We start from the raw sequence: 25,977 nt of genomic DNA, 5'->3' as shown, positions 1-25,977 counted from the left end.
GTCAGCGACCTCCTTTAATAACGCTTTGTAATGTGTTGAACTTCCCACTTAAACGTTCAATTAACGCTGAGTTATAGATTTGATTCGCCGCTAAATCCGCCTGTTCTTTGTCCATATCCACCCCGTTGTGATCTTGTCGGTAACGGAGATTCGATACATCAAATGTTTTGCTTCCCGCAGAACGAGTGAAGTCCATATGTCTTACATCCGTTTTGTAGGCTTCTATGCCCTTGCTAATTTCATTAGAAAACACTTCTTTAAAATTGACAGATTTTGCCTTGTAATTAGGCGTGTCGACATTTGCAATATTCTGCGAGATAGCTTTGCTTTTGGCAGATGAATAATCCAGGCCTTTTTCAAGCATTGCAATGGTGCCTCCGTAAATATTCATAGGCTCTATTTCCTTTCTTCATGTAGTACCATTTCACCTTAATCCGACAGCATTTTTCGCAAAAAGTGTACTACTTACCATTTTCTATATATATAAAGGATATTTTCTAATAATCTACTAGTCTATTGTAACGGATTCTGCTGAATATTGTCCAATATATTTCAAAAAAATTCATGGCTCTTAATTGAATTTTTTCCAATTACACACAACTTTGTCACTGAATATTCATTACTTCTATTCCTCTTACCCATATACATAATTTTATAAACACTAGTTCGCTTATAGCGTAGTTTGCTTTACTAAGAAGCTCGGTCTTACTTACCATAGTCTTTTTCCTTATGACAAATATCTCTTAAATACGACAAATTGTAAATAGATATAAAATCCTAGGAAATATTATTCATATGTTTTTGCAATAGTAAGAAAAAAACATTCCGCATGCCAAAGAACATATAAAAGCACTACTCCTAACGAGAAGTAGTGCTTTATTTTTACGAATTATGTTTTTCTAATTCCGTCAAGAACTTATCGTTCAATACTTTAATATACGTACCTTTCATCCCTAAAGAGCGGGATTCAATAACACCGGCACTCTCTAATTTACGAAGTGCATTGACTATAACGGAACGAGTAATTCCTACACGGTCTGCAATTTTAGATGCAACTAGTAAACCTTCGTTGCCGTCCAGTTCTCTAAAAATATGCTCAATCGCTTCGTGTTCACTGTATGAAAGTGAATTGATCGCCATTTGAACAACAGCTTTACTGCGGGCTTCATGCTCGATCTCTTCAGACTTTTCACGCAAGATTTCCATTCCTACCACCGTCGCGCCGTACTCTGCAAGGATAAGATCGTCTTCAGTGAAACCTTCCTTCAATCTAGCCAGGATCAATGTCCCTAAACGCTCACCGCCACCGATAATCGGCACAATCGTTGTCAAACCATCTTTGAACAAGTCTTTGTTCTCTACAGGGAAGACTGTGTGCTCATTGTTAATATCAAGGTTTGGAGATGTCTCCTGGATAGCAAATAAATTATTTGTATACTCTTCAGGGAATTTACGATCTTCAAACATTTTTTTCATCCGATCGTTTTCGATTTGATGGTGTACCTCTAAGCCAAGTAGTTTCCCTCTACGGCTTACGATAAACGCGTTACAATCGATGACGTCACTTAATTCCTCTGCCATCTCTTTAAAGTTGACAGGACCGCCGGCGCCTTCTTGTAACATTGCATTAATTTTTCTTGTCTTTACTAATAAACTCATTTCTAAAGTTCCTCCTCAAAATTCACAGTTGACTTTAATGAATATTCTAAAGGTTTTTAATCATTAAATAAACAGTTAAGCCTTCATTAAAGTATAAAATGTGACAAATCTTTGTTTTTAACAATTCCTTCTAACTTTTCATCTACATAAGCAGGTGTGATCTTAATGGAAGCCGGACCGATGTCAGCTGCTTCGAACGACAGATCTTCCAACAATTTTTCTAAAATCGTGTGTAATCTTCTGGCACCGATGTTTTCTGTTTCATTGTTTACTTCAAATGCAATCTCGGCAAGTTTGCTGATTGCATTATCCGTAAATTCAATTTCAACTTCTTCGGTTGCAAGTAATCGCTCGTATTGTCGTAACAACGAAAAATCAGGCTCTCGCAGTATGCGCTCAAAATCCTCTTTTGTCAATTTATCCAGTTCTACGCGAATCGGGAATCTCCCCTGCAATTCCGGGATAATATCCGATGGTTTGGACATATGAAAAGCACCCGCTGCAATAAATAGAATGTAGTCTGTCTTGACCGCGCCATACTTAGTTGTAACTGTCGAGCCTTCTACGATAGGTAAAATATCGCGCTGGACACCTTCTCGAGACACTTCGCCTGAAGATTTCTGGTTGCTGCTCGCGATTTTATCCATTTCATCCAAGAAGATGATGCCTGCCTGCTCTGTTAATTCGATCCCTTTACGCGCCACTTCGTCTTGATCGATCAACTTATCCGCTTCTTCCGCCTCTAATACGACCCGCGCATCTTTTACTTTCATACGGCGTTTTACTGATTTTTTCGGCATGAGAGAAGAAAGAGCGTCTTGCATACCTGTACCCATTTGTTCCATCCCTGAACCTTGTAGCGCATCAAATAGCGACGGTTGCTGTGCAGTGACCTCAACAGTTACCATCTGTTCCTCTACTTGACGATTTTTCAGCAGCTCAGCTATTTCGGAACGTTTACGTCTTATTTCTGTTTGTTCTTCCGGATTTTCTTCTTCCGGCTGTCCTTTTTGACCGAAGAACATTTCGAAAGGATTTTGTCCGCTATTTTTCTTTTTCGCTTCTGGTACAAGGAGTTTCACTAAGCGCTCTTCCGCAAGCTTCTGCGCTTGTTCTTTGACGGATTCACGCAAATCCTCCTTGACCATGCGAACACCGACCTCTGTCAAGTCACGAATCATGGACTCCACGTCGCGCCCTACATAACCTACTTCAGTAAACTTCGTCGCTTCCACTTTGACAAATGGAGCATGAATTAATTTAGCGATTCGGCGTGCAATCTCAGTTTTCCCTACACCTGTAGGACCGATCATCAGGATGTTTTTAGGGATGACTTCTTCTTGTTCTTCCTCTGTTAACTGCATTCTTCGATAGCGATTACGCATTGCGACAGCTACGGCTTTCTTCGCTTTTTCCTGACCGACGATAAAACGGTTCAAATAAGCAGTGAGCTCTTTTGGCGTTAATTCTTGTTTCATCACCAATCAAAGCACCTCCACAATGATTTCATGATTCGTGTAGACACATATATCAGCAGCGGTCTCTAATGAAGCTTTTGCAATTTCCTCGGCAGTTAAACCTGTACTATATTTCTTTAAAGCTCTTCCCGCCGCCAGCGCATAATTTCCGCCGGAGCCGATTGCCAGAATACCGTCATCCGGTTCTATCACTTCACCTGTACCAGAGACGAGTAAAAGAGTTTTTTTATCCATAACGAGTAACATCGCTTCCAGCTTACGTAAAATCCGGTCTCCCCGCCATTCTTTCGCAAGTTCAACAGATGCCCTTTGCAAATTACCGTCGTACTCCATGAGTTTCGCTTCAAACAGATCAAACAGCGTAAAAGCATCTGCCACCGATCCAGCAAAGCCTGCAAGAACTTGACCATTGAATAATCTGCGCACTTTCTTTGCTGTATGTTTCATGACGACCGCGTTGCCCATTGTTACTTGCCCGTCGCCTGACATGGCACACTTGCCATCATGATGAATTGCAAAAATCGTTGTTGCATGAAATTCCATTGTCTCTCCTCCTATGCACGAGGGTGCGTTTGTAAATACGTTTGGCGTAAATGTTCATTCGTAATATGGGTATACACTTGTGTGGACGATAAATGACGATGACCGAGCAGTTCCTGTACAGACCTTAGATCCGCGCCCGCTCCAAGTAAATGAGTGGCAAATGTATGACGGATCATATGCGGTGTAATTTTCGTATGTAAAGAAGCTCGTTCCATCAAATCATTTAATATATAACGGACCCCCCGATCAGTTAATGGATCACCTCGCAGATTGACAAAAAGCATAGAGTGTTTCTTTTGCTTCATCAATTGCGGACGGCTATTATCCATATATTGCTGCAAAGCATCGTCAGCAAAACTGCCATAGGGGACGAATCGTTCTTTTCGTCCCTTCCCCATTACTTTGACGATTCCCAAATAATGATCTACATCCTGCATTTCCATGGTCACGAGTTCACCGACCCGAATACCCGTCGCATACAGCAGTTCTAACAATGCACGATCACGCAAGGAGCGATAATCTTCTCCCACCGTCACATCAAAAAGCTTTTCGAGCTCCTGTTCATAAAAAAAAGCAGGAAGACGCTCCTCTTTTTTCGGATGAAACAGCAATCGGAAAGCCTGGTCTTGAATACCATATCGAGCATTGGTAAACTTGAAGAAAGAGCGAATCGAAGAAATTTTCCTGGAGATTGTCGTTCTCGCAAAAGAGCGATCATATAAACGGGTGACATAAAGCCGCGCAACTGGATATTCCACATCATCTAAAACATTGATATGTTCTTCATGCAAGAATGCTAAAAACTCTCGCAGATCTTTTTCGTATTCTGCTACGGTGTACGAAGAATAGTTTTTCTCCAAACGAATATAAGATACATATTCATCCGCCAAGTCCTTTATTTCCGGAATCATTGGATCACCTCGCCACTTTTAGTAAGTTATCCAGAGTGCTGCGAAAGATTCTAAAAATTCTTGAATGTATATAGTTTGGAATTTAAAATCTAATCCAAATGTTCTCCATCAAACACTATACAATAGCAAGGATTTTTCGGCAACTTTGAAAACTACTTCATCCTCAATTATTCCCCTAAACATCCGTTTTGACACATATTGTTCAAAATACTTATCAAAATTAGTCGATTGTCAAACTATGTTAGCTCTCTTAACAGACGTTTCTGCCAAGGTTTAGTTTCCCACCCAATTTAAAGCATATAAAAACCTTACCCACTGAATGGGTAAGGTTTGGGTTAAATTGTCGTAGTTTCTTTGAATTGCTGTAATGCATCCAATGCACGATTGGCATGTTTTTCCGCACGTTCCGCTTTTGATTTGATACGTTCGCCCAAATCAGGAAACAATCCGAAGTTGATATTCATCGGTTGGAAGCCTTTTGGATCAGCTTCTGTAATATACCGCGCCATACTGCCTAGCGCTGTTTCCCTTGGGAAACGAATTGGCTTGTCACCTTTCGCTAAATGAGCGGCATTGATACCTGCAATGAGTCCGGAACCAGCTGATTCGACATAACCTTCTACACCTGTCATTTGACCCGCGAAGAAAATTGTCGGCCGCGACTTTAATTGATACGTACAGCTCAACACTTTTGGAGAGTTGATGAAGGTGTTTCGATGCATTACACCATACCGCACGATTTCAACATTTTCCAAACCAGGTATTAACTGCAACACTTCTTTTTGTGCTCCCCATTTCAGATGCGTTTGGAAGCCCACGATATTATATAATGTGCCAGCCGCATTATCTTGCCGGAGTTGAATGACAGCTTTAGGTCGTTTGCCAGTCTTCGGATCTTCCAGTCCAACCGGTTTCAATGGACCGAAAAGCATCGTTTTCTCTCCACGCTTCGCCATAACTTCAATCGGCATACACCCTTCAAAATACATCTCTTTTTCGAAATCTTTCAACGGCGCCACTTCTGCCGTGATAAGCGCTTGATAGAACCGATCAAACTCTTCAGCATTCATTGGACAATTCAAGTAAGCCGCTTCCCCTTTATCGTAGCGGGATTTCAAATAAACTTTTTCCATATCAATGGAATCACTTTCAACAATAGGAGCTGCAGCATCATAGAAGTACAAATAATCTTCCCCCGTCAACTGACGAACTTCCTCAGCTAACGCAGGCGATGTCAATGGACCAGAAGCGATGATTGTAATTCCTTCAGGTAATTTCGTCACTTCTTCGTTAATGACTTCTATATTCGGATGATTGCGAATCTGCTCCGTTACATTCCCGGCAAACTCATGACGGTCTACCGCAAGTGCACCGCCAGCAGGCACTGCACAGCGATCTGCCGCTTGAATGATCAATGAATTCATCTGTCGCATCTCTTCTTTGATGACACCTACTGCATTGGTCAAATTATTCGCCCGTAAGGAGTTACTGCACACTAGCTCCGCAAATTTATCTGTATGGTGTGCCGGCGTCTGCTTGACCGGACGCATCTCGAATAATTTTACTTGGATTCCCCGATTGGCCAGTTGCCAGGCAGCCTCACTTCCAGCCAGGCCTGCACCGATTACATTTACAGTTTGCGTCATTTCAAATCCCTCTTCCTCGTTTTGCTCACTTGCGTATTTAACTTTGTGGCTGTTCTTTATAATCACATTCTGTACATTGTATTTGAACACCCTTTTTCAGGCGTTTTTCTACCAATGTATGTTGACACTTCGGACAAGGCCGTGAAATCGGCTTATCCCACGATACATAATCACATTCTGGATATTGATCACAACCGAAGAATATTCTCTTCGTTTTGCTCTTACGTTCGACCACTTCGCCTTCCTTACACTTAGGGCAAGTCACACCGATTGGCTTGATAATTGCTTTTGTATTTCGGCAATCCGGGAAATTGGAGCAAGCCATGAATTTACCGTATCGTCCCATTTTGAATACCATCGGAGATCCGCATTTCTCGCAATCTTCTCCTGCAGGCTCATCTTTGATCTCGATTTTCTCCATCTCTGCATCTGCAACTTCTACGTGTTTCTCAAAATCACGATAGAACTCATCAATGACTTTTCGCCACTCGACACTGCCTTCTTCGACATTGTCAAGACTGCGCTCCATCTGGGCTGTAAATTCGATATCAATAATGTCAGGGAAGTATTGATTGACAGCTTGATGAACTATCCCGCCTAGTTCTGTCGGGATGAAACGTTTAGCATCCAATGTGACATACCCACGTTTTTGGATCGTATCCAATGTCGGCGCGAACGTGGAAGGACGGCCTATCCCCAATTCTTCCAAGGTCTTCACTAGGCGTGCTTCGGAATATCTTGGCGGAGGCTGCGTGAAGTGCTGTTTAGGATCCACTTCTTCGTATTTGACACGCTCCCCTTCTTCAAGCGGCGGAAGAATATTCTCCTTTTCCTCTTGTTGATCGTCATCGCCTTCAATATACACTTTCATGAAACCAGGAAATTTCACCTGAGAACCTGAGGCACGGAAACGAATATCACCATTCAGAAAATCAGCAGTTACTGTATCCAAAATAGCAGGCGCCATCTGACTTGCTACGAATCGTTCCCAAATCAGTTTGTACAGACGCAATTGATCTCTCGATAAAAACGCTTTCATGGCTTCAGGTGGCCGCATTGCGGAAGTAGGACGGACTGCTTCGTGCGCATCCTGTGTGTTCGCTTTGGCTTTTGTTTTCCGGCTGTTGGTAGAAATGAACTCTTCTCCATACATGGTGTGGATATACGATTTCACTTCATCTTTCGCCGTATCGGAAATTCTTGTAGAGTCGGTACGCATGTAGGTGATTAACCCAACCGTTCCTTCTTTTCCAATCGCAATTCCTTCATATAGTTGCTGAGCGAGCATCATCGTTTTCTTCGCACGGAAGTTTAGTTTACGCGCAGCTTCTTGCTGAAGGGATGACGTAGTGAACGGCAATGCTGGATTACGTTTCCGCTCTTTTTTCACTACTTTGGATACTTCAAATTCGTCCGTTTGAAGTGAATTGACGATTTTTTCGACTTGCTCTTGATTCGTCAGCTTCACTTTCTCATTCGCATCCCCGTAGAATGCAGCTTCAAATGTCTTTTTGCCTTTAGTAAATTGAGCTGTAATGCTCCAGTACTCTTCCGGCTCAAACGCATTGATTTCATTTTCACGGTCGATGATCAAGCGCAATGCGACAGATTGAACGCGTCCAGCCGATAATCCTTTTTTTACTTTTTTCCAGAGGATCGGACTGATGTTGTAACCGACTAGTCTGTCCAGAATACGTCGCGCTTGCTGTGCGTCGACTAGATTCATATTGATCGGACGCGGATGCTTAAATGAATCTTTAATCGCATCTTTCGTTATTTCGTTGAATACAACGCGGCAATCGGATTCGATATCCACGCCAAGTTGATGGGATAAATGCCAAGCAATTGCTTCCCCTTCGCGATCCGGGTCAGCCGCGAGAAAGATTTTTTTCGCTTTTTTTGCTTCTTTTTTTAATTCTTGAAGTATCGGTCCTTTTCCTCGGATTGTAATATACTTCGGTTCATAATTATTTTCGGTATCTACACCCATTTGACTGCGGGGTAGATCACGTAAATGTCCAAGTGATGCACTGACTTTATATTTCTTCCCCAAGTAGCGCTCAATGGTTTTCGCTTTAGCAGGTGATTCTACAATTACTAAGTAATCTGCCATACATTTCCCTCCTCAGAGAGATTTTTTTATATTTATTCATCAAAAGAATATCTGTTGCAAAATGTATAACAGTTTCTCGGATAATGCAACCTTTTAAACATTTTACGAACAGGTACACTGGCAAATTACTGTAATAAATCGATAATCTGAAAGCCGCTCCATAATGGCTTGGCGCCTTCATCTAACAACTTATTCGGACCGGCGGATAAAGGCGAATCGATAGCACCCGGCACTGCGAAAATTTCTTTTCCGTGATCCAGCGCATGCTCCACTGTACTCATCGTTCCACTTCTCTCTACAGATTCTGTAATGACGATGGCACTCGACAGCCCGCTAATAATTCGATTGCGCATTGGAAATGTCCATTTAGCGGGTGGGATATACGGTGGATATTCCGTTACTAATAGATGATTCTCAGCCATCTCCTGCGCAATTCGTTCATTTTTCTTGGGGTACATATACGAAAATCCATGACCTAATACGCCAATTGTATCTCCGCCAAAATGCATAGCTGCTTGATGGGCCATAGTGTCCGCGCCCGCTGCCAAACCTGAGACGATCGGTATCTTTTGATCAACTAAAGGCGGTACAATGAAATCGAGCGCTTTCTTAGAATACACCGTCGCTTTTCGGGAACCAATAATTCCCACACGCAGCCGTTTTTTTAGCAAAGATTGATTTCCCTTAACATACAATACCGCCGGTGGATCGCATAACTGCTTTAATTCTTCGGGATAATCCGGATGGAAATAAGGGATGGGGGTGCAATTGATTTGCTGTAATAAATCGATAAGAGGAAGCTTGGAAACTTCCATATATTGTTCTTTAAATCGTACAGCTTTCTCTTCTGAAAGGCCTAGAAGTTGTTTCAAATAATCACTTGAATACGCTTCCATTCTGTCTAAGAACGAATTTTCCTGCACTAATAACTGAAATTTATTATACGGTACGGGATGAATATAATGAAGGTTTATTAATTGTTTTTGTTGTTCAGTAAATTGCATCGATAGCTCCTTTAATCGACACTACAAGCAAAGCACGAAAAAAGGGTGCAGCATTATCGCTACACCCTCTAGTTTACTTCGTTTTACATTTTTCGTACAGACCTTTTTCTTTTAGAACTTTAATAAGCGTTTCGCCGATGACAGATGGCGTTTCTGCCACTTGTATATCCGCTGCTTCTAAAGCTTTGATCTTTTCTGCAGCTGTTCCTTTACCGCCCGAAATAATGGCGCCTGCGTGGCCCATACGCTTTCCTGGAGGTGCAGTCTGACCGCCGATGAATCCTACAACCGGCTTTGTCATATGCTCTTTAACCCAAGCAGCAGCTTCTTCTTCAGCTGTTCCGCCGATTTCACCGATCATAACGACTGCATACGTTTCAGGGTCTTCATTAAATTCCTTCAGTACATCGATGAAATTCGTACCGTTAACAGGGTCTCCGCCGATCCCAACAGCAGTTGTTTGGCCGATTCCTTCTTGTGTCAATTGGTGTACCGCTTCATAAGTCAGTGTACCAGAACGTGATACTACACCTACATGGCCTTTTGTATGAATATAGCCTGGCATAATACCGATCTTCGTTTCATCTGCCGTGATAACACCCGGGCAGTTTGGACCGATAAGACGAGTCTCTTTGCCTTCCATATAACGCTTCACTTTGATCATGTCGAGTACTGGGATATGCTCTGTAATACAGATCGTCATAGCCATTTCTGCATCGACCGCTTCCATGATCGCGTCTGCTGCATACGGCGCAGGTACGTAAATGATGGAAACAGTTGCGCCCGTAGCTTTCACAGCCTCTTCAACTGTATCGAAGACCGGTACTCCTTCAACTGTTTGGCCGCCTTTTCCAGGTGTTACGCCGCCGACGATTTTTGTACCATATTCCAACATTTGCTGCGTATGGAACAGGGCAGTGGAACCTGTAATTCCTTGTACAATTACTTTGGTGTCTTTATCTACATAAATACTCATGCTTTGTACCTGCCTTTCTTATCCTATCAACTCAACGATTTTTTTCGCGCCTTCAGCCATTGAATCCGCAGCTACAATATTAATACCGGACTCTTCAAGCAAAGCTTTCCCGCGTTCAACATTCGTTCCTTCTAGACGTACAACAAGTGGTACTTGAAGTTCTACTTCTTTCGCTGCTTCAATAACACCTTCAGCGATGACGTCACATTTCATGATTCCACCGAAAATATTGACGAAAATGCCTTTTACGTTCGGATCGGATAAAATGATTTTGAACGCACCAGCGACTTTTTCTTTCTTCGCGCCGCCCCCAACGTCAAGGAAGTTAGCGGGTTCGCCGCCATAATAGTGAATCGTATCCATTGTTGCCATTGCAAGACCCGCACCATTAACCATACAGCCGATATTCCCATCTAAAGAAATATAGCTTAAGTCCAGTTTAGATGCTTCGATTTCTTTTGGATCTTCTTCGTCAAAGTCACGCAATTCGACAATATCTTTATGGCGGAATGTTGCGTTATCGTCAAAATTGAATTTAGCATCCAAAGCCAGTACTCGCTGATCTTTCGTTACGACAAGTGGATTAATTTCGACAATTGATGCGTCTTTTTCACTGAATACTTTATATAGACCTAAAAATAGGCTGACTGCTTTATTGATCAGTCCGCTTGGAATTTCCATATTGAACGCCATTCGACGTGCTTGGAAAGGAGCCAATCCTACTACCGGATCAATGACTTCATAGAAGATTTTTTCAGGATTCTTCTCAGCCACATCTTCAATTTCCACGCCGCCTTCAGCAGATCCCATTAACGTAACGCGATCTGTTGCGCGGTCCACGACTAGACCGATATAAAATTCTTTTTCGATGTCGATTCCTTCTTCGACAAGAAGTCGTTTTACTTCTTGTCCTTCAGGACCTGTTTGGTGTGTAACAAGCTGTTTTCCGATTAATTCGGCTGCTACTGCACGGACTTCATCAGGAGTTTTGACGATTTTAACTCCGCCAGCTTTCCCACGTCCACCCGCATGGATTTGTGCTTTTACCACAATAGGCTCAGTTCCGATTTCTTTCGCTACAGTCATTGCTTCTTTTGGCGAAAATGCAACACGGCCCTTCGAAACAGCAACACCGTACTCTCTCAATAGCTGCTTCCCTTGGTATTCATGGATGTTCATAAGTACTGCCTCCATTCGATTTGCAATTACTTGAAGTTCAATTACTTTATTATTGTAAACAAACCGTCACATTTTGTCCAAGAATGACTATTGTGAAGTGAAAGTCTCTATTTTTCAACTATTCCTACTACCTTTTTCGCGGTCTAAACGATAAATATAGGCAAACACTTCCGATACCGCCTGATAAAGTTCTTCCGGAATCGTTTCATTGACATTTAATTGTCCGAGTAATTCTAGCAAACTGGGATCTTCCTGAACCGGAACATCGTGCTCTTTAGCTTTTTCAAGAATATTTTCCGCAATCATCCCTTTTCCTTTTGCAATGACCTTTGGCGCGTCTGATACTTCGGGGTCATAAGAAAGTGCAACCGCTTCTTTCCTTACATAGCGCTCTTCTTTCATATCCGATAATCCACTCCTCCTTCATCAGTATACAAGGAGCCAACTGGTTTTTTCACTGATTGTGGTGTTTCAGTAAATGGTTTAAATGATACACCTGAAAGTTTATAGCCCACTTGTTCCAAACCGTCTTTCAACATGGTTTGGAATGTCAATCCGGTCGTACGCAATGACTCTTGCTCATTAAAAATAGTGAGATTCACCACTTTATTCTGTACATGCATATCTACTAACGTCGTTGATAAAGCTTCTAATTCCAAATAAAATAAAATTCTCGCAAAAGCTGGATCAATCTGACCATTCTCTTTCATGCGGCCATTCCACTGCAGTGTGGCATCGATCTTTTTTCCGAATAATTCTAGCGGCACTTGCATGATCAACTGTTGCTGGACGCTCGTCTCCGCTGTCTGGATGATCGTTCCATTCATCCGCAAAACCATCGTTTCTGCAGCCTCACGCAACGGCGGAGACAGAGAGGGATCTTGCAGCAGAGTCAGTAGCTGGGGTTTTAATGTATTGGCCAGATTCGCTAAATTCGGTTCTTTTCCGTTCAGTAAAGCTTCATAATTGAAACCTAACGTACTTAATACACTTTGTATCGCTTCTTTCATAACTGGGCCGTTCATTGCTTGGGACACTTGCATTTCTGCTGTTTGGACCAGTTGTTTCAGTTGTGTGTTGCCGGATCTTTCCGCATTTTGGATAAGCATTCGTAATGTCTCATCCGCTTGATCAGGTGGGATCGATACGAGTGCCATCAAAGCTTGCTGTACATCTCGTGGTGCAACCGAATTAACAGACGACAACCCGCTGACTTGTTGCAAGAACGTTTGGCTGAATTGTTCAATGAAAGCCGCTTTGACACTGTCATTCATTACCGGCTGTTGCGAGATTTGATTGATGACGGTCTGTAAAGCAACTTTTGCTGATTCAGGAAGGATAGGATTTGTGTTGATTTGCTGAGCTAGATTTTGAATAATTGTTTTTGCTGTTTGTTGCTCAGCCGCTGGTGTTTGGCTCAACTTACTGAGTAATGCCTGCACAGCTTTTAATGTAGCCGCTTGGCTGTCCATATTGACTCTTTGGTCGATTTGTGTGGCTGCGCTAGAGCTTGTTGACGGCGCTGTACCATCTACCTGGACCCGAACACTTCCGTTTACTTTGCCGGACGCTACAAGGCTTCCAGCAGCCTGATTTGTTGCAATCTGCGGTTGCTGCGGAGCTGGAGCCTTTGCGTCACTTGATTGTGTCATCAATTGGGCTACTGCTTGCGGCAGATTGGCGAGTGACGTCTGAGCAGGAAGGATGCCCGCCGTTTTCAATAGTTGCAGAGCAGCAAAACGGTCTCCTTTACTCGTTTGAGGATTCAATAATTGTGTTATCGTCTGACCGAGTAACTCTTTGCCGACGGATTGGCTTGCAGGATTGGCTAACGCCTGCAATGCATTAAGTATTTGTTCACGTATAGCGGGTGCAAGATTCTGTTCAGTCTGTAACGCGCTTTGTAGTGAAGTAAGACTTTGAGTGATCGTGCCTGTCTGCGCTTGCATCAGCGATTGAAATACAGCAGGCGTGAAAGGAAGACGCATGTTGGCCATTTTTCCAAGGGTTGCGAGTGCCTGCTCTTTCATCCCGTCTGGCACATTTTTGAGTAAATTGGCAGCGTCCAATAAATTTTCTTTCGTCATCGGGAACTTTTGTTTGATAACTGCAGCAAGTAATTCTTTCATTTCTGCCGTCTTCGGTAAATTCAGCGACTCCGTCAGTTGTGCCAATTGCCCTGTTAGACCTTCCGATCCGCGCATAGGTCCCGCGATCACTTGCAACTGTATTTCCGGCTCTGTCCCATTAACTTTGAAATAATACGTATCGCCCGCTTGCATTGGCACTTCCAATTTTGCGTACAACTGCTGATTCCCTACCTGGACTTGCGCCATCTGCCCTGGAAATAATTGTTGCACTTTTCCATGGATCATCTGGCCTTCTCTTAAAGTCAGCGGTTGGGAATCTGCGGAAGCAACTTTGACGGACGAAATGGATAATGGATTCATATTCATTGGCGATTCCTCCACATCGTTTTGATTGGTTCGAATGATTTTCGATGTTGCGCAGTAAATCCATGCGTTTCCAGTCCTTGCAAGTGTTTTGCCGTTCCATAGCCAGCATTCTCATCAAAGCCGTACCAAGGAAACTGTTCATGTAACTCCGTCATTAGATCATCCCGCGTCGTTTTAGCCAAGATGGAAGCCGCTGCGATAGACAGACTCTTTTCGTCACCTTTAACGATGGAATACGCAGGACAGTCAAGCATCAAGTTCATAGCATCCGCAATAACCGTGTGCGGTTTTACAGATAGCTGATTGACTGCTGCTTCCATTGACTGCTTCGTTGCTTGGTAAATATTCAGTTCATCAATAACCGTTGCCGACTGTACGTGAATTGAGTATGCTACCGCCTGTTCTTTGATCAGCTGTGCAAATCGCTGCCTCTCGACTTTCGAAATTTTCTTCGAGTCATCTACACCTAGTAGAACAGAACTCTCTTCAGGCAGGATTACAGCTGCCGTGACGACCGGTCCGGCTAATGGACCCCTTCCAGCTTCATCAATTCCTGCAATAAGTGAAATTCTTGTCGTTTTATATGCATCATCAAATGCTTTCTTCTGTAAGAAGTCGTTGATCAATTGCTGTCTTTTCTCATATCGTTTTTTCCATTGTTTAATCGCGAGCTGCACACCTTTTCGTTCATCCGTTCGAAGTTCATCCAGCCACTCATTCGGTTCTTCTAAGTCTTGCAATTGGTTTTTTATTTGCTGAATCGTTGTCAATTTCTTCACCTGTCCATCCATATAAACTGAAATAAATAACTTACACTCAAAGTAAAGCGTAGAACCTGTTAATTTCCATTCCAGGCGGACGCTTTCCGCGGGGCGCGGGCAAGCCTCCTCGTCACTTCGCTCCTGCGGGGTCTCGCCATTCGCGCTATCTCCCGCAGGAAAAGCCGTAACGTAGAACGGTTTTTGCGAGCATAAGCGAAGCGTTGGGAGCACATCTTTGCCCTTCGCCGCCTTCCACTCCAATCAACTAAGTGTCCATTTTTGAACAAACTCATGTAAAAACTTAAATTCAACATAAATAACAAAATTCTTATCTATGTATTATATCGGTTTAATAATCAATTTTTCGAATAAAAAAGCAACTGCCGGGAAATGACGTCCCAAACAGTTGCTCTAATTTGTTATGATTCTTCCGGAAAATCAAACGTTAGCTTACCCACTTGCTGATCACGTATATCTTGAACAATTAAATCTGCCACTTTATCGTAATCAATTTCTGCACCTGCGCTGTAAACTTTCCGCCGCTCTCCAATTTGATCGAAGATCGCTAAAATATCTTCGCCAATCGTAGTCAGTTGATAACGTGCTTCCAGTCGTTCCGGATAATGTTCCGATAAAAATCGAAGACCATAGACAGCCAGTTCTTCCATGTTCAGAACAGAATCTTTGATCGCGCCTGTCAATGCCAGCTTGAAACCAACTTCAGGGTCTTCAAATTTTGGCCAAAGCACACCTGGAGTATCTAATAACTCCAGCTCTTTGCCATATTTAATCCATTGCTGCGCTTTCGTCACACCTGGTTTATTTCCTGTTTTCGCAATGTTTTTCTTAGCTAATCGATTGATCAGTGTCGACTTCCCTACGTTTGGTATACCGACAATCATCGCACGTATGGCACCTGGACGGATTCCTCTTTGCTTCATTCGGTCAAATTTCGGCTGAAGGATTTCTTTTGCTGCCTTCGTGACAGTTTGCAGACCTTTGCCTTCAAATGAATTGATCGCCACTGTTCGAAAGCCACGCTCTTCAAAATAAGCAATCCAGCGCTTCGTCTGCACTTCATCTGCTAAATCCATTTTATTTAAAATCAGCAGCCGCGGCTTTTGCTGAATCACTTCGTCGATCATCGGATTACGTGAAGACAGCGGCAGTCTTGCATCTATTAATTCAAATACGATATCGACGAGTTTAAGCTTCTCAGATACTTCCCGTCTTGCTTTTGCCATATGGCCTGGAAACCATTGAATAGTCATTCGAATCGTCTCCTTTCTTTATTTCACAAAACCGAAATCTTTGATCGGCCAAAATATTACGCTAGTGCTGCCAATGATTTCATCTATCGCAACCGGACCGATATGTCTGGAATCTTTACTTTTTCGACGATTGTCTCCCATAACAAACACATGGTCTTCCGGCACAACACTCGCCTGGATTTGCGGTATGTCTTGCAGCGTGAAATCTTCAGTCAACGTGCCATCTTGAATTTCCGCTTTGTATTTATCAAGATACGGTTCTTCATAAGGTTTATCATTAATATAAAGAACGTCATCTTTGTATTCCACTGTATCTCCTGGTAACCCAATTACACGCTTAATATAGTCTTTTTGTTCAGGTGCATGAAATACGACGATATCAAAGCGGTGTGGTTCTCCAATGGTATAACCGATTTTATTGACGATCATTCGATCCCCATGCTCTAGTGTCGGCATCATGGAAATACCGTCGACGACGATCGGTGTGAATAAAAAGACTCGTATAATTGCAGCCAATCCAAATGCGATTAAGAGTGCTTTGATCCATTCCAGCCCTTCACTTTTCGTTTTTTTCTCTTCCATCAATCTAGCCTCCTGCCCTTGTCTGCTATTATTGTAACGCCTAATTACTTTATGCGCAAAAAGAAAGGAGGCCAAATGCAAGGCCTCCTTCGTTTTGCGCTTATCTGATTAGCGGAGTTCTTTAATACGTGCTGCTTTACCACGTAGACTACGTAGGTAGTACAACTTAGCACGACGAACTTTACCGCGACGAGTTACTTCGATCTTAGCAAGTTTTGGTGTGTGTACAGGGAATGTACGCTCCACTCCAACACCGTTTGAAATTTTACGGACAGTAAATGTTTCACTGATTCCACCACCGCGGCGTTTGATTACAACACCTTCGAATAACTGGATACGCTCACGAGTACCCTCAATGATCTTTACGTGTAAACGTAGTGTATCTCCAGGACGGAAATCAGGGTGTTCAGTACGTAACTGATCTTTTGTAATGTCTGCAATTAGTTTTTGCATGATTTTCTCTCCTTCTTTTCTGAAGTTCTTGCACGCCTTACATTTGCAGCGGAACGTCAGTAAATAGGCACTTTTTTAAAAAGCGCTTCACAAATCATATCATAAGCTTTCTGTTCAATCAAGCAATTTCAGTCTATTTTTCGTTTCCATTGCTGATAAAGTTTTTGCTGATGTTCGGTCAGCGGGGCTTCTTCCAACAACTCCGGACGCCGCTCTGCCGTACGCTGAAATGCTTGCTCTTCTCGCCACTTATCGATTTCGGCATGATTCCCTGATAACAGTACAGCCGGCACGTCGAGGCCGTTGAAAGAGGCAGGGCGTGTATACTGTGGATGTTCCAGCATGCCAGTGGAGAAGGAGTCGTGGACAGCCGATTGATCATTGCCGAGCACATCAGGTAATAAGCGAACCACGCTGTCGATCATCGCCATTGAAGCCACTTCTCCTCCGGTCAAGACGAAGTCGCCAAGGGAAAGTTCATCGGTCACCAAATGCTCACGGATCCGTTCATCATATCCTTCATAGTGGCCGCAGATGAAAATCAAATGCTGCTCCTGTGCGAGTTCTTCCGCTTTCTTCTGTGTGAAGCGCTCTCCTTGAGGACACATCAAAATTACACGCGGCTTACTTTCACTGGTGCTTGTCAATGATTCGACGGCGGCAAACAGCGGTTCCGGCTTCAATACCATCCCTGCACCACCGCCATACGGATAGTCATCCACTTTTCTATGTTTATTCGTTGAGTAGTCACGAAAGTCTGTGACGCGAAAAGATGCGGCTTGTTGATCCTGCGCCTTTTTCATGATCGATGAATGAAGGACGCCTTCGAACATTTCAGGGAACAGCGACAGTACATCGATTTGCATCATGAGAGCAGACCTTCCATCAATTCAATGGTGATAACCTGTTCTTCAATGTCGATGTCTTTTACAACGTCTTCTATATAGGGGATGTAATGTGGTTTTCCTTCTGTCGGTGTAACTGTCCAGACGTCATTGGCACCCGTCTCGATAATTTCAGTGACTTTTCCGATGTCTTCCCCTGTTTCAGTGATGACACGGCAGCCGATGATTTCATGGTAGTAAAATTCATTCTCTTCCAGCTCGGTCAGTTCTTTCTCCGATACTTTGACGATGCCGTCACGCAGTTTTTCCACGTCATTGATCGTCGGATAGCCTTCAAATGTTAAAAGGTTGAAGTTTTTGTGCTTACGATGACTTGCCACAGTGACGTAAATCGGAGTCTTGCTCTTAGGCAAAAAGATCGCAAGCTCACTGCCAATTGCATAGCGCTCATCCGGAAAATCCGTTGTAGACATAACACGAACTTCCCCTTTAATACCATGCGTATTCACAATCTTACCTACATTAAACCATTCCATTACTTCGCCTCCGTTATTTATAATTTACACGCTAATCAGCACGCTCAAAAAGATTAGGGTGAGTGGGTAATATACCGTTGATCTGCGTTCCAGGCGGACGCTTTCCGCGGGGCGTGCGGTGAGCCTCCTCGTCGCTTCGCTCCTGCGGGGTCTCACCTGTCACGCTAATCCCGCTGGAGTCGCCGCCTTCCACTCCGATCAACTAGCGTATTTTCCTAGCATTAGTAAATTGAAACTCCATTCAGAGAGAAATATAAGTGCAAGAAGTAACATCTCAGAAAGAATGGCCTTCTTTTTCTCAGGATTCGAGTACACTTACCGTATATAGATAAGTCTATTTGTTCTACAGTTCACTATCTAGGGATTTGCGCGGAAGACGGGGCGACTCCGGGAGGATCAGCGCGAGTCTTGAGACCCTGGACTGAGCGGAGCGAGGGAAGCGGCTCAAGCCACACCCTCCGGAAAGCGTCCCCGTCTGGAGCGTAAATCCCCGGACCATAAGCCAACGTCCTCTTGACTCATTTTCCTCATACAAAAAAACATTTATACGTGCAAAAAAGGAAGGAACCGGGGCTCCTTCCTTTTGGATCAATCCAAAATATCCAAATACACTTTTTTGCCGTGGTGGCTGCCTGCTGCTGAATAAACAATCGTACGGATCGCTTTTGCCACACGACCTTGCTTTCCGATCACTTTTCCCATATCCTCCGCATTCACTGATAACTGATAAACAACACGTTGTGACTGTTCATCTGCTACCACCTTCACGTCATCCGGGTAATCGACTAACGGCTTTACAATTGTTTCAATCAGCTGCTTCATGTCCACCCCTCCAAATTACTTGCTGTATTTAGCGTTATGGAATTTTTCCATGATGCCTTGTTCTGAGAACAAGTTACGCACAGTATCAGATGGCTTTGCGCCATCTTGAAGCCATTTCAAAGCCAATTCTTCATTGATATTGACTGTTGCTGGCTTAGTAAGTGGATTGTATGTACCCACTGTTTCGATTTGACGGCCGTCACGTGGTGCACGTGCATCAGCTACTACAATACGATAAAAAGGAGATTTCTTAGCTCCCATACGTTTTAGACGAATTTTAACTGCCATTTTATCTACACCTCCGAATAGTTTCACACAAGATAGTATATTATCAAGGTTTCGTTTGTTTGTAAAGTGTTTTTTCTTAACACCTGTTATATTATTTGAAAAACGAATCAAAACCAGGCATTTTGCCCTTCTTTTTACCCTTTTGTTGCATATTGGTCATCTGCTTGACCATTTTCTTCATTTCTTCAAATTGCTTCAGTAAGCGATTGACTTCTTGAATCGACGTACCGGATCCGACTGCGATTCGTTTCTTTCGGCTCGCATTGATGATATCCGGACTTTCGCGTTCAGCAAGCGTCATCGAATAAATGACGGCTTCCACACGCCCCATTTGGCCCTCATCTACTTTTGCGTTGTCGAGCCCTTTGATTTTATTGGCACCAGGCATCATTTTCAAAATTTCATCGAGCGGCCCCATTTTTTTCACTTGCTGTAGCTGATCAAGGAAATCATCCAGCGTAAAGCTTTGTGTGCGAAGTTTTTGTTCCAGCTCTTTTGCCTTCTCTTCGTCCACATTTTCTTGTGCTTTCTCGATTAACGACATGACGTCGCCCATGCCGAGTATCCTTGAAGCCATACGCTCTGGGTGGAATGATTCGAGCGCATCCATTTTCTCGCCCATACCGACAAATTTGATCGGCTTTTCGGTAACGGTACGAATGGATAAAGCCGCCCCGCCTCGTGTATCGCCATCTAGTTTTGTTAGGACGACACCCGTGATGCCGATCATTTCGTCGAAGCTTTTCGCTACGTTGACCGCATCTTGACCTGTCATTGCATCGACAACTAAGAATACTTCATCCGGTTTCGTCAATTCACGAATGTCTTTTAGTTCTTGCATCAACGCTTCATCCACATGTAAGCGGCCGGCTGTATCGATGATGACGACATCATTATGCTCTTTTTCCGCTTCTTCCATCGCCCGGCGAGCAATTTCAACAGGGGACTGATCCGTCCCCATAGAAAACACAGGAACCGAAATTTGCTTTCCTAACGTTTCAAGTTGTTGGATCGCCGCTGGACGATAGATATCCGCTGCAACCAGCAATGGATTTTTATTGTGTTTCTTGCGTAGTACGGTTGCCAATTTCCCTGTCGTCGTTGTTTTACCCGCACCCTGTAATCCGACCATCATAATGACCGTTGGTAATTTCCGGGCAAACTGAATTGGATTTTGTTCTCCACCCATCAAGTTCGTCAATTCATCTTTAACGATCTTTACAACTTGCTGTCCAGGCGTCAAGCTCTTCATGACATCCTGACCGACTGCGCGTTCGCTGACCGTTTTGACAAAACTTTTTACGACTTTCAAGTTAACGTCCGCTTCAATCAATGCAAAACGTACTTCACGCATCATTTCTTTGACATCAGCTTCATTGATTTTCCCTTTGCCTGTAATCTTATTCAGCGTTCCTTGCAGGCGTTCGGCTAAACCTTCAAATGCCATAGACAATCCCCCCTAATCAAAATCTTTCAAGGTATGTAATAGCTCAAGAACTTTGGTGGAAGAGGAATCGTCTGCCGGGATAATTTGCTGTAATTGCTCAACGACTTCAAGACGCCTCTCATGCTTCTCGAATAGATTGAGCTTTTCCTCATAATCTTCCAGCATAGCTTCCGTTCTTCTCACATTATCATACACCGCTTGTCTCGACACGCCATATTGTTCAGCGATTTCACCGAGAGAAAGATCATCCAAATAATATAATTGCATATATGATCGCTGTTTATCCGTTAATAATGATTGATAAAAATCAAAGAGGAAGTTCACTCTTGTCGTTTTTTCAAGCATGACGCCAACCCCTTTTCCTCACCTTTTCATACTAGCGTTCACACGCATGTCTGTCAAGTATATTTACTTGTCTTCTTCGTTTTCCGCCTCTTCTTCATCGCGATCTTCCATTTCCAGACCATCTGCAAATAAACCATACACATATTTTTCCGGATCGAACGGTTGTAAGTCTTCAATACCTTCCCCAAGACCAACAAATTTCACAGGAATATCCAGCTTGCTGCGGATTGCCAGGACGATACCGCCTTTCGCTGTCCCATCAAGTTTCGTCAATACGATGCCAGTCACTTTTGTTGCTTCATTGAATGTTTGAGCTTGAATTAAAGCATTTTGTCCAGTCGTTGCATCGAGTGCCAACAACACTTCATGAGGCGCGCCTTCGATTTCGCGGCCAATGACACGATGCACTTTTTCAAGCTCATTCATCAAGTTCACTTTGTTTTGCAAACGACCTGCAGTATCACAAATTAAGACATCAACATTTCGTTTTTTGGCAGATTTAACTGCATCATATATAACAGCAGCCGGGTCGGAGCCTTCTGCCTGACGTACGACTTCAACTCCTGTCCGTTCTCCCCAAACAACGAGCTGATCGATTGCGCCTGCACGGAATGTATCGCCTGCAGCGAGCATGACGGTTTTCCCTTCCTTTTGCAAACGGGCTGCCATTTTACCAATTGTGGTCGTTTTCCCTACACCATTAACACCGACCATTAAAATGACATTTAAACGGCCTTCTTCGATATTCAATTCATTAGACATTTCTTCACCCGCATTATAAATCTCCACGAGCTTTTCAGAAATCAATGATTGCATGCCGGTTGTATCTTTTATATTTTTGCGTTTCACTTCATCCTTCAATAAATCAATCAATTCCATAACTGTTTCAAAGCCCACGTCTGCTTGCAAGAGCACTTCTTCCAATTCTTCAAAGAACTCCTCATCCACCACACGGAAACGTGAGACTAGGTCATTGACTTTCGACGTGAATGAATCGCGTGTTTTGGTCAAACCATCTTTAAACTTCTCTGTAACGGCTTCATTGGTACCTGTAATTTTTTCTTTCAGCTTCTTGAAAAAAGACAATTAACCCCACTCCTTAGCTACTGATTTCTTCTGCCACTTCTGAAAGTTTGACAGATAACAGTTTGGATACACCAGATTCTTGCATAGTGACGCCATACAGCACATCCGCACCTTCCATCGTTCCTTTCCGATGTGTAATGACGATAAACTGTGTCTGTTCTGAAACCTTCTTCAAGTAATTACTATATCTCACCACGTTCGCTTCATCCAGCGCGGCTTCCACTTCATCCAAAATACAAAATGGTACCGGGCGGACTTCCAAAATGGAGAATAACAGTGAAATGACGGTTAATGCACGCTCTCCGCCCGAAAGAAGACTTAGATTTTGCAGTTTCTTACCTGGCGGACGTGCGACAATATCGATTCCTGTTGTCAGCAAATTAGATGGATCCGTCAGAATTAAATCCGCTTCACCGCCGCCGAACATATCTTGAAACACTCGATGGAAATGACTTCGAATGGCTTCGAACGTTGTCTGGAAGCGACTCTTCATCTCTTGATCCATTTCAGACATCGCTTCTTGCAACGTATTTCTTGCCTCGACTAAATCATTACGCTGTGCACTTAAAAACTGATGACGTTCTGAAACTTCTTCAAACTCTTGAATCGCGTTCGGATTGACTGGACCGAGATCCGCAAGTTGCTGCTTATAAGAATCCACCGCTGTCCTAAGCTGCGGGATATCCGTTTCATCTGTTAAATAAGCGGTATCTGGCAGTAAACCATATTCTTCATCTAAACGATTCGTCACTGTCTCATGCTGTGTCTCGAGCCTCGACAACTGGATTTTCACCGTATTCAATCGGTCATTGATCGTATGAACCTGCTGTCGAAGCAACTTAAGCTGAGATTCATGTTGATTGACGAGCTCAGTTTGCTGAAGCCGCTTCGCTCTCTCCACTTCAATCGTTTCTTCCAACTGCAATTTTGCGGTGTTCGACTGTTTCATATTTGCTTCAATTTCTTCAGGTGAAAGTTCCGTACCGACTAGATGCTCTTGGTTATATCGTTGTTCTTCCCGCAGGCGTAAGATCGTCTGATCCAACTCAACCATCATATCACGCGCTTCTTGAATCGTACTGGATTGATAGGTACTTTGTTCTTTCAAGACTGCGCTCTTTTGCTGCAGCTCATGTAATTTCTGTCGTAATGCCTCTTGCTCTTCTCTGCGATTTTCTACCAGACGCTCTAAACTTTCCAATTTGGCTGTAATTTCATTCAGCTCATGTTGGATTGCAGAATGCTGTGCAGAGAGCCTTTCCTTTTTGCCCGTTAATTCTTTTTCGGCAGATACGGTATCATTCCTGCCCATTTCAATGGTCGATATCTCCATTTTGACAGAACGGATCTCCATCTCCGTTTCCTGCAATGAAGTATGCGCAATGGCTTTCTGCCGTTGCAGTTCTTCCATTGTTTTCTGCAATTGATCACGACGCTGTAGGCCCACGCCAACTTGCTCTCGTGTCCGCGACATTTTATGATTTGCTTGCCGAATCGATTCATCCATTTGTTGCAACTGTTCGGAGATTGTTTCCAATTCCGCTTTCCGTGAGAACAAGGTAGACTGCCCTTTCGCACCGCCGCCTGTCAGAGAACCTCCTGCGTTGACGACATCCCCATCCAGCGTGACAATACGAAATCGATAGCCAATGGCCTTGGCGATTGCCGTTGCTTCTTTTAAGTCATTCGCCACAATCGTTTGCCCTAATAAGTTTTTGGCAATTGATTCATATTTCGCAGCTGTCTGAGTCAATTCAAATGCTGTACCGATAAAACCTGGCTGACGGCTTAAGAGCTGTCTGCTGTTCATCGGCAACTCACGCGGTTTTATAATGTCCAACGGAAGGAATGTCGCTCGACCTAAGTTTTTCGATTTCAAATAGCCGATCGCTTTCCTTGCATCGCGCTCCGTTGCCGCAATGATATGCTGCATCGCACCGCCAAGGGCTGTTTCAATCGCCTTTGCGTAAGCGGGTTCAGTCGAGATCAACTCCACTACCGCCCCTTCAATTCCTTGAATACGTTGCTGACTTTTCGCGTGCAGCACTTCTTTCACACCTGAATAAAATCCCGAAAGATCTTTTTCCAAACTTTCAAGAGCCCGCATTCTTCCTTGCATTTCCGACTGTTTACGCACGGCTTGCTGCAAAAACTGCTGTTGCGTAGTTAGAAGTTCTTCTGATTCTTTCAACTGCAATAGACATTTTTCAACCGACTGTTCCATCTCATTAATCTGCTGTTGAATACTCTCTTTTTGCCGGTTCTTTTCGTGTTGTTCTTTGATTAATACTTGCATGCGTTCTGAGAGTAGGGCAGTTTGGACAGTGATTTTTTCAGTTGAGGATTTTTCTCCTTGCAATCGCTCTTCCACATGCTTCACTTCATTGCGTAAAGTCGCTTCTTCATTCAGTTTTTCAATATAAACGGACTTCAAATCGTCGATCTGTTGTTCCGTTTCCTTGAGCGAACTATTCAGCATGCCAGTCACTTGATTGATATCCTTAGACGCGTGGGATAACTCTTTTTTTAATAATTGTTGTTTTGATTGCATTGCCTGTAATTTTTCTTCAGTAAGCTGTTTGTTTTTTTCTGCTGATTGCAACTCTGACTGAATTCGATCGAGTTGCTGTTTTGTATTCCGATTCTTTTCAAGGGAAAGCAACCGTCTGCCTTCCCATTTTTCCGCCTCAGACGTTTTATTTATTAACTCGTTTTGCAAACTTTCAAGCGTGGACTCTAGTTTCTGCAAGCTTTTCTTATCGTGTTCCAGCTCTTTCTCTCGTTCAGTCAATTGGCCATTCAATTTCATTTGTTCATCTGCATCGGCTTTCATCGCTGTTGACTTTTCAAGAATTTGTTGCCGAAGTGTCCAGGCATCATAGTTTAATAAACGAACATCCGCCTCTCGAAGTTCAGCCAGAAAATGCTCTGCTTGACGTGCAGCCGTCGCTTCTTTTTCCAAAGGACCAAGACGATCATCGATTTCTTTCAGAATATCTAAGATTCGATCTAAGTTATCTGTGGTCTCAAAAAGTTTATGTTCTGCTTGCAGCTTACGTGTCTTATATTTCAATACGCCTGCCGCTTCATCAAAGACATTTCTGCGTTCATCTGCACGGCTATTCAGGATTTCATCGACTCTGCCTTGAGAGATGATAGAAAATGCTTCTTTTCCCAAACCTGAATCCATGAACATGGACGTAATATCTTTTAGTCGGCAGGCTTGTCCGTTGATCAAATAAGCACTTTCTCCTGAACGAAAAACACGGCGGGTGACACTGATTTCTGTATAGTCGAGCGGAAACAGATTTTGGCTATTATCTAAAATTAACGTGACTTCCGCAAAATTGACGCCTCTTCTAGAATCGCTTCCTGCAAAAATGACGTCCTCCATTTTACTGCCACGCAAAGATTTCACTGACTGTTCGCCAAGCACCCATCGAATGGCATCAATAATATTACTTTTCCCACTGCCGTTTGGGCCGACAATGGCTGTGACTCCAGGAACAAAGTCAATATGGATCTTCTCTGCAAAAGACTTGAATCCTGTAATCTCTAATTTCTTCAAAAACACGA

The 25,977-nt window shown here is 43.3% G+C and carries 24 protein-coding genes; all 24 read right to left on the bottom strand.

The annotated features are described in order from the left end of the window. Nucleotide 1: 1 nt before the first annotated feature. A complete protein-coding gene (flgB, locus tag MKX97_RS05675; protein WP_078817754.1) occupies nt 2-391 on the bottom strand; it encodes a flagellar basal body rod protein FlgB in 390 nt (129 codons plus the stop codon). A gap of 491 nt (nt 392-882) precedes the next feature. Next, nucleotides 883-1,659: a GTP-sensing pleiotropic transcriptional regulator CodY gene (gene codY / locus MKX97_RS05670; RefSeq protein WP_078817755.1), complete on the bottom strand. Its 777-nt coding sequence runs from the start codon at nt 1,657-1,659 to the stop codon at nt 883-885. 86 nt (nt 1,660-1,745) lie between these two features. Then, entirely contained in the window at nt 1,746-3,137 is a 1,392-nt protein-coding gene (gene hslU / locus MKX97_RS05665; protein ID WP_078817864.1) for an ATP-dependent protease ATPase subunit HslU, read from the bottom strand. Between the two features lie 6 nt (nt 3,138-3,143). After that, nucleotides 3,144-3,680, bottom strand: a complete 537-nt coding sequence (gene hslV, locus MKX97_RS05660) for an ATP-dependent protease subunit HslV (RefSeq protein WP_078817756.1) — start codon at nt 3,678-3,680, stop codon at nt 3,144-3,146. An 11-nt stretch (nt 3,681-3,691) separates the two neighbouring features. Next, nucleotides 3,692-4,591, bottom strand: coding sequence for a tyrosine recombinase XerC (gene xerC, locus MKX97_RS05655; protein WP_078817757.1), 900 nt, complete (start codon nt 4,589-4,591; stop codon nt 3,692-3,694). Nucleotides 4,592-4,926: 335 nt separating this feature from the next. After that, nucleotides 4,927-6,237, bottom strand: a complete 1,311-nt coding sequence (trmFO, locus tag MKX97_RS05650; protein WP_342537157.1) for an FADH(2)-oxidizing methylenetetrahydrofolate--tRNA-(uracil(54)-C(5))-methyltransferase TrmFO — start codon at nt 6,235-6,237, stop codon at nt 4,927-4,929. Nucleotides 6,238-6,274: 37 nt separating this feature from the next. Then, the gene (topA, locus tag MKX97_RS05645; RefSeq protein WP_078817758.1) at nt 6,275-8,350 is read right to left on the bottom strand and encodes a type I DNA topoisomerase; all 2,076 of its coding nucleotides are present in this window, start codon (nt 8,348-8,350) and stop codon (nt 6,275-6,277) included. 125 nt (nt 8,351-8,475) lie between these two features. Continuing rightward, nucleotides 8,476-9,354, bottom strand: coding sequence for a DNA-processing protein DprA (dprA, locus tag MKX97_RS05640; RefSeq protein ID WP_221836117.1), 879 nt, complete (start codon nt 9,352-9,354; stop codon nt 8,476-8,478). Nucleotides 9,355-9,427: 73 nt separating this feature from the next. Next, nucleotides 9,428-10,330, bottom strand: a complete 903-nt coding sequence (sucD, locus tag MKX97_RS05635; RefSeq protein WP_078817760.1) for a succinate--CoA ligase subunit alpha — start codon at nt 10,328-10,330, stop codon at nt 9,428-9,430. A gap of 18 nt (nt 10,331-10,348) precedes the next feature. Beyond that, a complete protein-coding gene (gene sucC, locus MKX97_RS05630; RefSeq protein ID WP_078817761.1) occupies nt 10,349-11,509 on the bottom strand; it encodes an ADP-forming succinate--CoA ligase subunit beta in 1,161 nt (386 codons plus the stop codon). Nucleotides 11,510-11,623: 114 nt separating this feature from the next. Continuing rightward, on the bottom strand, nt 11,624-11,911 hold the full coding sequence (locus MKX97_RS05625) for an EscU/YscU/HrcU family type III secretion system export apparatus switch protein (RefSeq protein ID WP_078817762.1): 288 nt from the start codon (nt 11,909-11,911) through the stop codon (nt 11,624-11,626). Then, nucleotides 11,908-13,965: a hypothetical protein gene (locus MKX97_RS05620; RefSeq protein ID WP_342537156.1), complete on the bottom strand. Its 2,058-nt coding sequence runs from the start codon at nt 13,963-13,965 to the stop codon at nt 11,908-11,910. Before MKX97_RS05620 ends, MKX97_RS05625 begins: the two co-directional genes overlap by 4 nt. Beyond that, nucleotides 13,962-14,735 (bottom strand): ribonuclease HII, encoded by a 774-nt coding sequence (locus tag MKX97_RS05615; protein WP_078817865.1) that lies wholly within the window; start codon nt 14,733-14,735, stop codon nt 13,962-13,964. Before MKX97_RS05615 ends, MKX97_RS05620 begins: the two co-directional genes overlap by 4 nt. 410 nt (nt 14,736-15,145) lie before the next feature. Further along, a complete protein-coding gene (ylqF, locus tag MKX97_RS05610) occupies nt 15,146-15,997 on the bottom strand; it encodes a ribosome biogenesis GTPase YlqF (protein ID WP_078817764.1) in 852 nt (283 codons plus the stop codon). Nucleotides 15,998-16,015: 18 nt separating this feature from the next. Then, nucleotides 16,016-16,579 carry a signal peptidase I gene (lepB, locus tag MKX97_RS05605; protein ID WP_078817765.1) on the bottom strand — a complete coding sequence of 188 codons (564 nt, stop codon included), beginning with the start codon at nt 16,577-16,579 and terminating at the stop codon, nt 16,016-16,018. A gap of 108 nt (nt 16,580-16,687) precedes the next feature. Next, a complete protein-coding gene (gene rplS, locus MKX97_RS05600; RefSeq protein ID WP_040758253.1) occupies nt 16,688-17,032 on the bottom strand; it encodes a 50S ribosomal protein L19 in 345 nt (114 codons plus the stop codon). Nucleotides 17,033-17,160: 128 nt separating this feature from the next. Continuing rightward, on the bottom strand, nt 17,161-17,898 hold the full coding sequence (gene trmD / locus MKX97_RS05595) for a tRNA (guanosine(37)-N1)-methyltransferase TrmD (protein WP_078817866.1): 738 nt from the start codon (nt 17,896-17,898) through the stop codon (nt 17,161-17,163). Then, nucleotides 17,898-18,413, bottom strand: coding sequence for a ribosome maturation factor RimM (gene rimM, locus MKX97_RS05590; protein ID WP_342537155.1), 516 nt, complete (start codon nt 18,411-18,413; stop codon nt 17,898-17,900). The genes trmD and rimM overlap by 1 nt, the downstream gene beginning before the upstream one ends. Nucleotides 18,414-19,001: 588 nt before the next feature. After that, entirely contained in the window at nt 19,002-19,235 is a 234-nt protein-coding gene (locus tag MKX97_RS05585) for a KH domain-containing protein (RefSeq protein WP_009765535.1), read from the bottom strand. Between the two features lie 15 nt (nt 19,236-19,250). Continuing rightward, the gene (gene rpsP, locus MKX97_RS05580) at nt 19,251-19,523 is read right to left on the bottom strand and encodes a 30S ribosomal protein S16 (protein ID WP_040758254.1); all 273 of its coding nucleotides are present in this window, start codon (nt 19,521-19,523) and stop codon (nt 19,251-19,253) included. Between the two features lie 91 nt (nt 19,524-19,614). Then, nucleotides 19,615-20,970 (bottom strand): signal recognition particle protein, encoded by a 1,356-nt coding sequence (gene ffh / locus MKX97_RS05575; protein WP_342537153.1) that lies wholly within the window; start codon nt 20,968-20,970, stop codon nt 19,615-19,617. A gap of 12 nt (nt 20,971-20,982) precedes the next feature. After that, the gene (locus tag MKX97_RS05570) at nt 20,983-21,315 is read right to left on the bottom strand and encodes a putative DNA-binding protein (protein ID WP_078817768.1); all 333 of its coding nucleotides are present in this window, start codon (nt 21,313-21,315) and stop codon (nt 20,983-20,985) included. A gap of 63 nt (nt 21,316-21,378) precedes the next feature. Next, on the bottom strand, nt 21,379-22,401 hold the full coding sequence (gene ftsY / locus MKX97_RS05565; RefSeq protein ID WP_078817769.1) for a signal recognition particle-docking protein FtsY: 1,023 nt from the start codon (nt 22,399-22,401) through the stop codon (nt 21,379-21,381). A 13-nt stretch (nt 22,402-22,414) separates the two neighbouring features. Further along, nucleotides 22,415-25,975 carry a chromosome segregation protein SMC gene (smc, locus tag MKX97_RS05560; RefSeq protein WP_342537152.1) on the bottom strand — a complete coding sequence of 1,187 codons (3,561 nt, stop codon included), beginning with the start codon at nt 25,973-25,975 and terminating at the stop codon, nt 22,415-22,417. Between the last annotated feature and the right edge of the window lie 2 nt (nt 25,976-25,977).

Source organism: Sporosarcina sp. FSL K6-3508 (assembly GCF_038615825.1).
In the GTDB taxonomy this organism is placed as follows: domain Bacteria; phylum Bacillota; class Bacilli; order Bacillales_A; family Planococcaceae; genus Sporosarcina; species Sporosarcina newyorkensis.
Note: the sequence above shows the minus strand (reverse complement) of the source record. Positions and strands in the feature narration are given on the sequence as shown.

Bases quoted from the DNA above. Each gene is read 5' to 3' on its own strand.
- hslU (WP_078817864.1), bottom strand. From the start codon at position 3,137: ATGAAACAAGAATTAACGCCAAAAGAGCTCACTGCTTATTTGAACCGT.
- xerC (WP_078817757.1), bottom strand. From the start codon at position 4,591: ATGATTCCGGAAATAAAGGACTTGGCGGATGAATATGTATCTTATATT.
- MKX97_RS05620 (WP_342537156.1), bottom strand. From the start codon at position 13,965: ATGAATATGAATCCATTATCCATTTCGTCCGTCAAAGTTGCTTCCGCA.
- hslV (WP_078817756.1), bottom strand. From the start codon at position 3,680: ATGGAATTTCATGCAACAACGATTTTTGCAATTCATCATGATGGCAAG.
- topA (WP_078817758.1), bottom strand. From the start codon at position 8,350: ATGGCAGATTACTTAGTAATTGTAGAATCACCTGCTAAAGCGAAAACC.
- dprA (WP_221836117.1), bottom strand. From the start codon at position 9,354: ATGCAATTTACTGAACAACAAAAACAATTAATAAACCTTCATTATATT.
- codY (WP_078817755.1), bottom strand. From the start codon at position 1,659: ATGAGTTTATTAGTAAAGACAAGAAAAATTAATGCAATGTTACAAGAA.
- trmFO (WP_342537157.1), bottom strand. From the start codon at position 6,237: ATGACGCAAACTGTAAATGTAATCGGTGCAGGCCTGGCTGGAAGTGAG.
- lepB (WP_078817765.1), bottom strand. From the start codon at position 16,579: ATGGAAGAGAAAAAAACGAAAAGTGAAGGGCTGGAATGGATCAAAGCA.
- rplS (WP_040758253.1), bottom strand. From the start codon at position 17,032: ATGCAAAAACTAATTGCAGACATTACAAAAGATCAGTTACGTACTGAA.
- ylqF (WP_078817764.1), bottom strand. From the start codon at position 15,997: ATGACTATTCAATGGTTTCCAGGCCATATGGCAAAAGCAAGACGGGAA.
- trmD (WP_078817866.1), bottom strand. From the start codon at position 17,898: ATGCAAATCGATGTACTGTCGCTGTTCCCTGAAATGTTCGAAGGCGTC.
- rimM (WP_342537155.1), bottom strand. From the start codon at position 18,413: ATGGAATGGTTTAATGTAGGTAAGATTGTGAATACGCATGGTATTAAA.
- ffh (WP_342537153.1), bottom strand. From the start codon at position 20,970: ATGGCATTTGAAGGTTTAGCCGAACGCCTGCAAGGAACGCTGAATAAG.
- rpsP (WP_040758254.1), bottom strand. From the start codon at position 19,523: ATGGCAGTTAAAATTCGTCTAAAACGTATGGGAGCTAAGAAATCTCCT.
- flgB (WP_078817754.1), bottom strand. From the start codon at position 391: ATGAATATTTACGGAGGCACCATTGCAATGCTTGAAAAAGGCCTGGAT.
- sucD (WP_078817760.1), bottom strand. From the start codon at position 10,330: ATGAGTATTTATGTAGATAAAGACACCAAAGTAATTGTACAAGGAATT.
- MKX97_RS05585 (WP_009765535.1), bottom strand. From the start codon at position 19,235: ATGAAGCAGCTGATTGAAACAATTGTAAAGCCGTTAGTCGATTACCCG.
- MKX97_RS05625 (WP_078817762.1), bottom strand. From the start codon at position 11,911: ATGAAAGAAGAGCGCTATGTAAGGAAAGAAGCGGTTGCACTTTCTTAT.
- MKX97_RS05570 (WP_078817768.1), bottom strand. From the start codon at position 21,315: ATGCTTGAAAAAACGACAAGAGTGAACTTCCTCTTTGATTTTTATCAA.
- sucC (WP_078817761.1), bottom strand. From the start codon at position 11,509: ATGAACATCCATGAATACCAAGGGAAGCAGCTATTGAGAGAGTACGGT.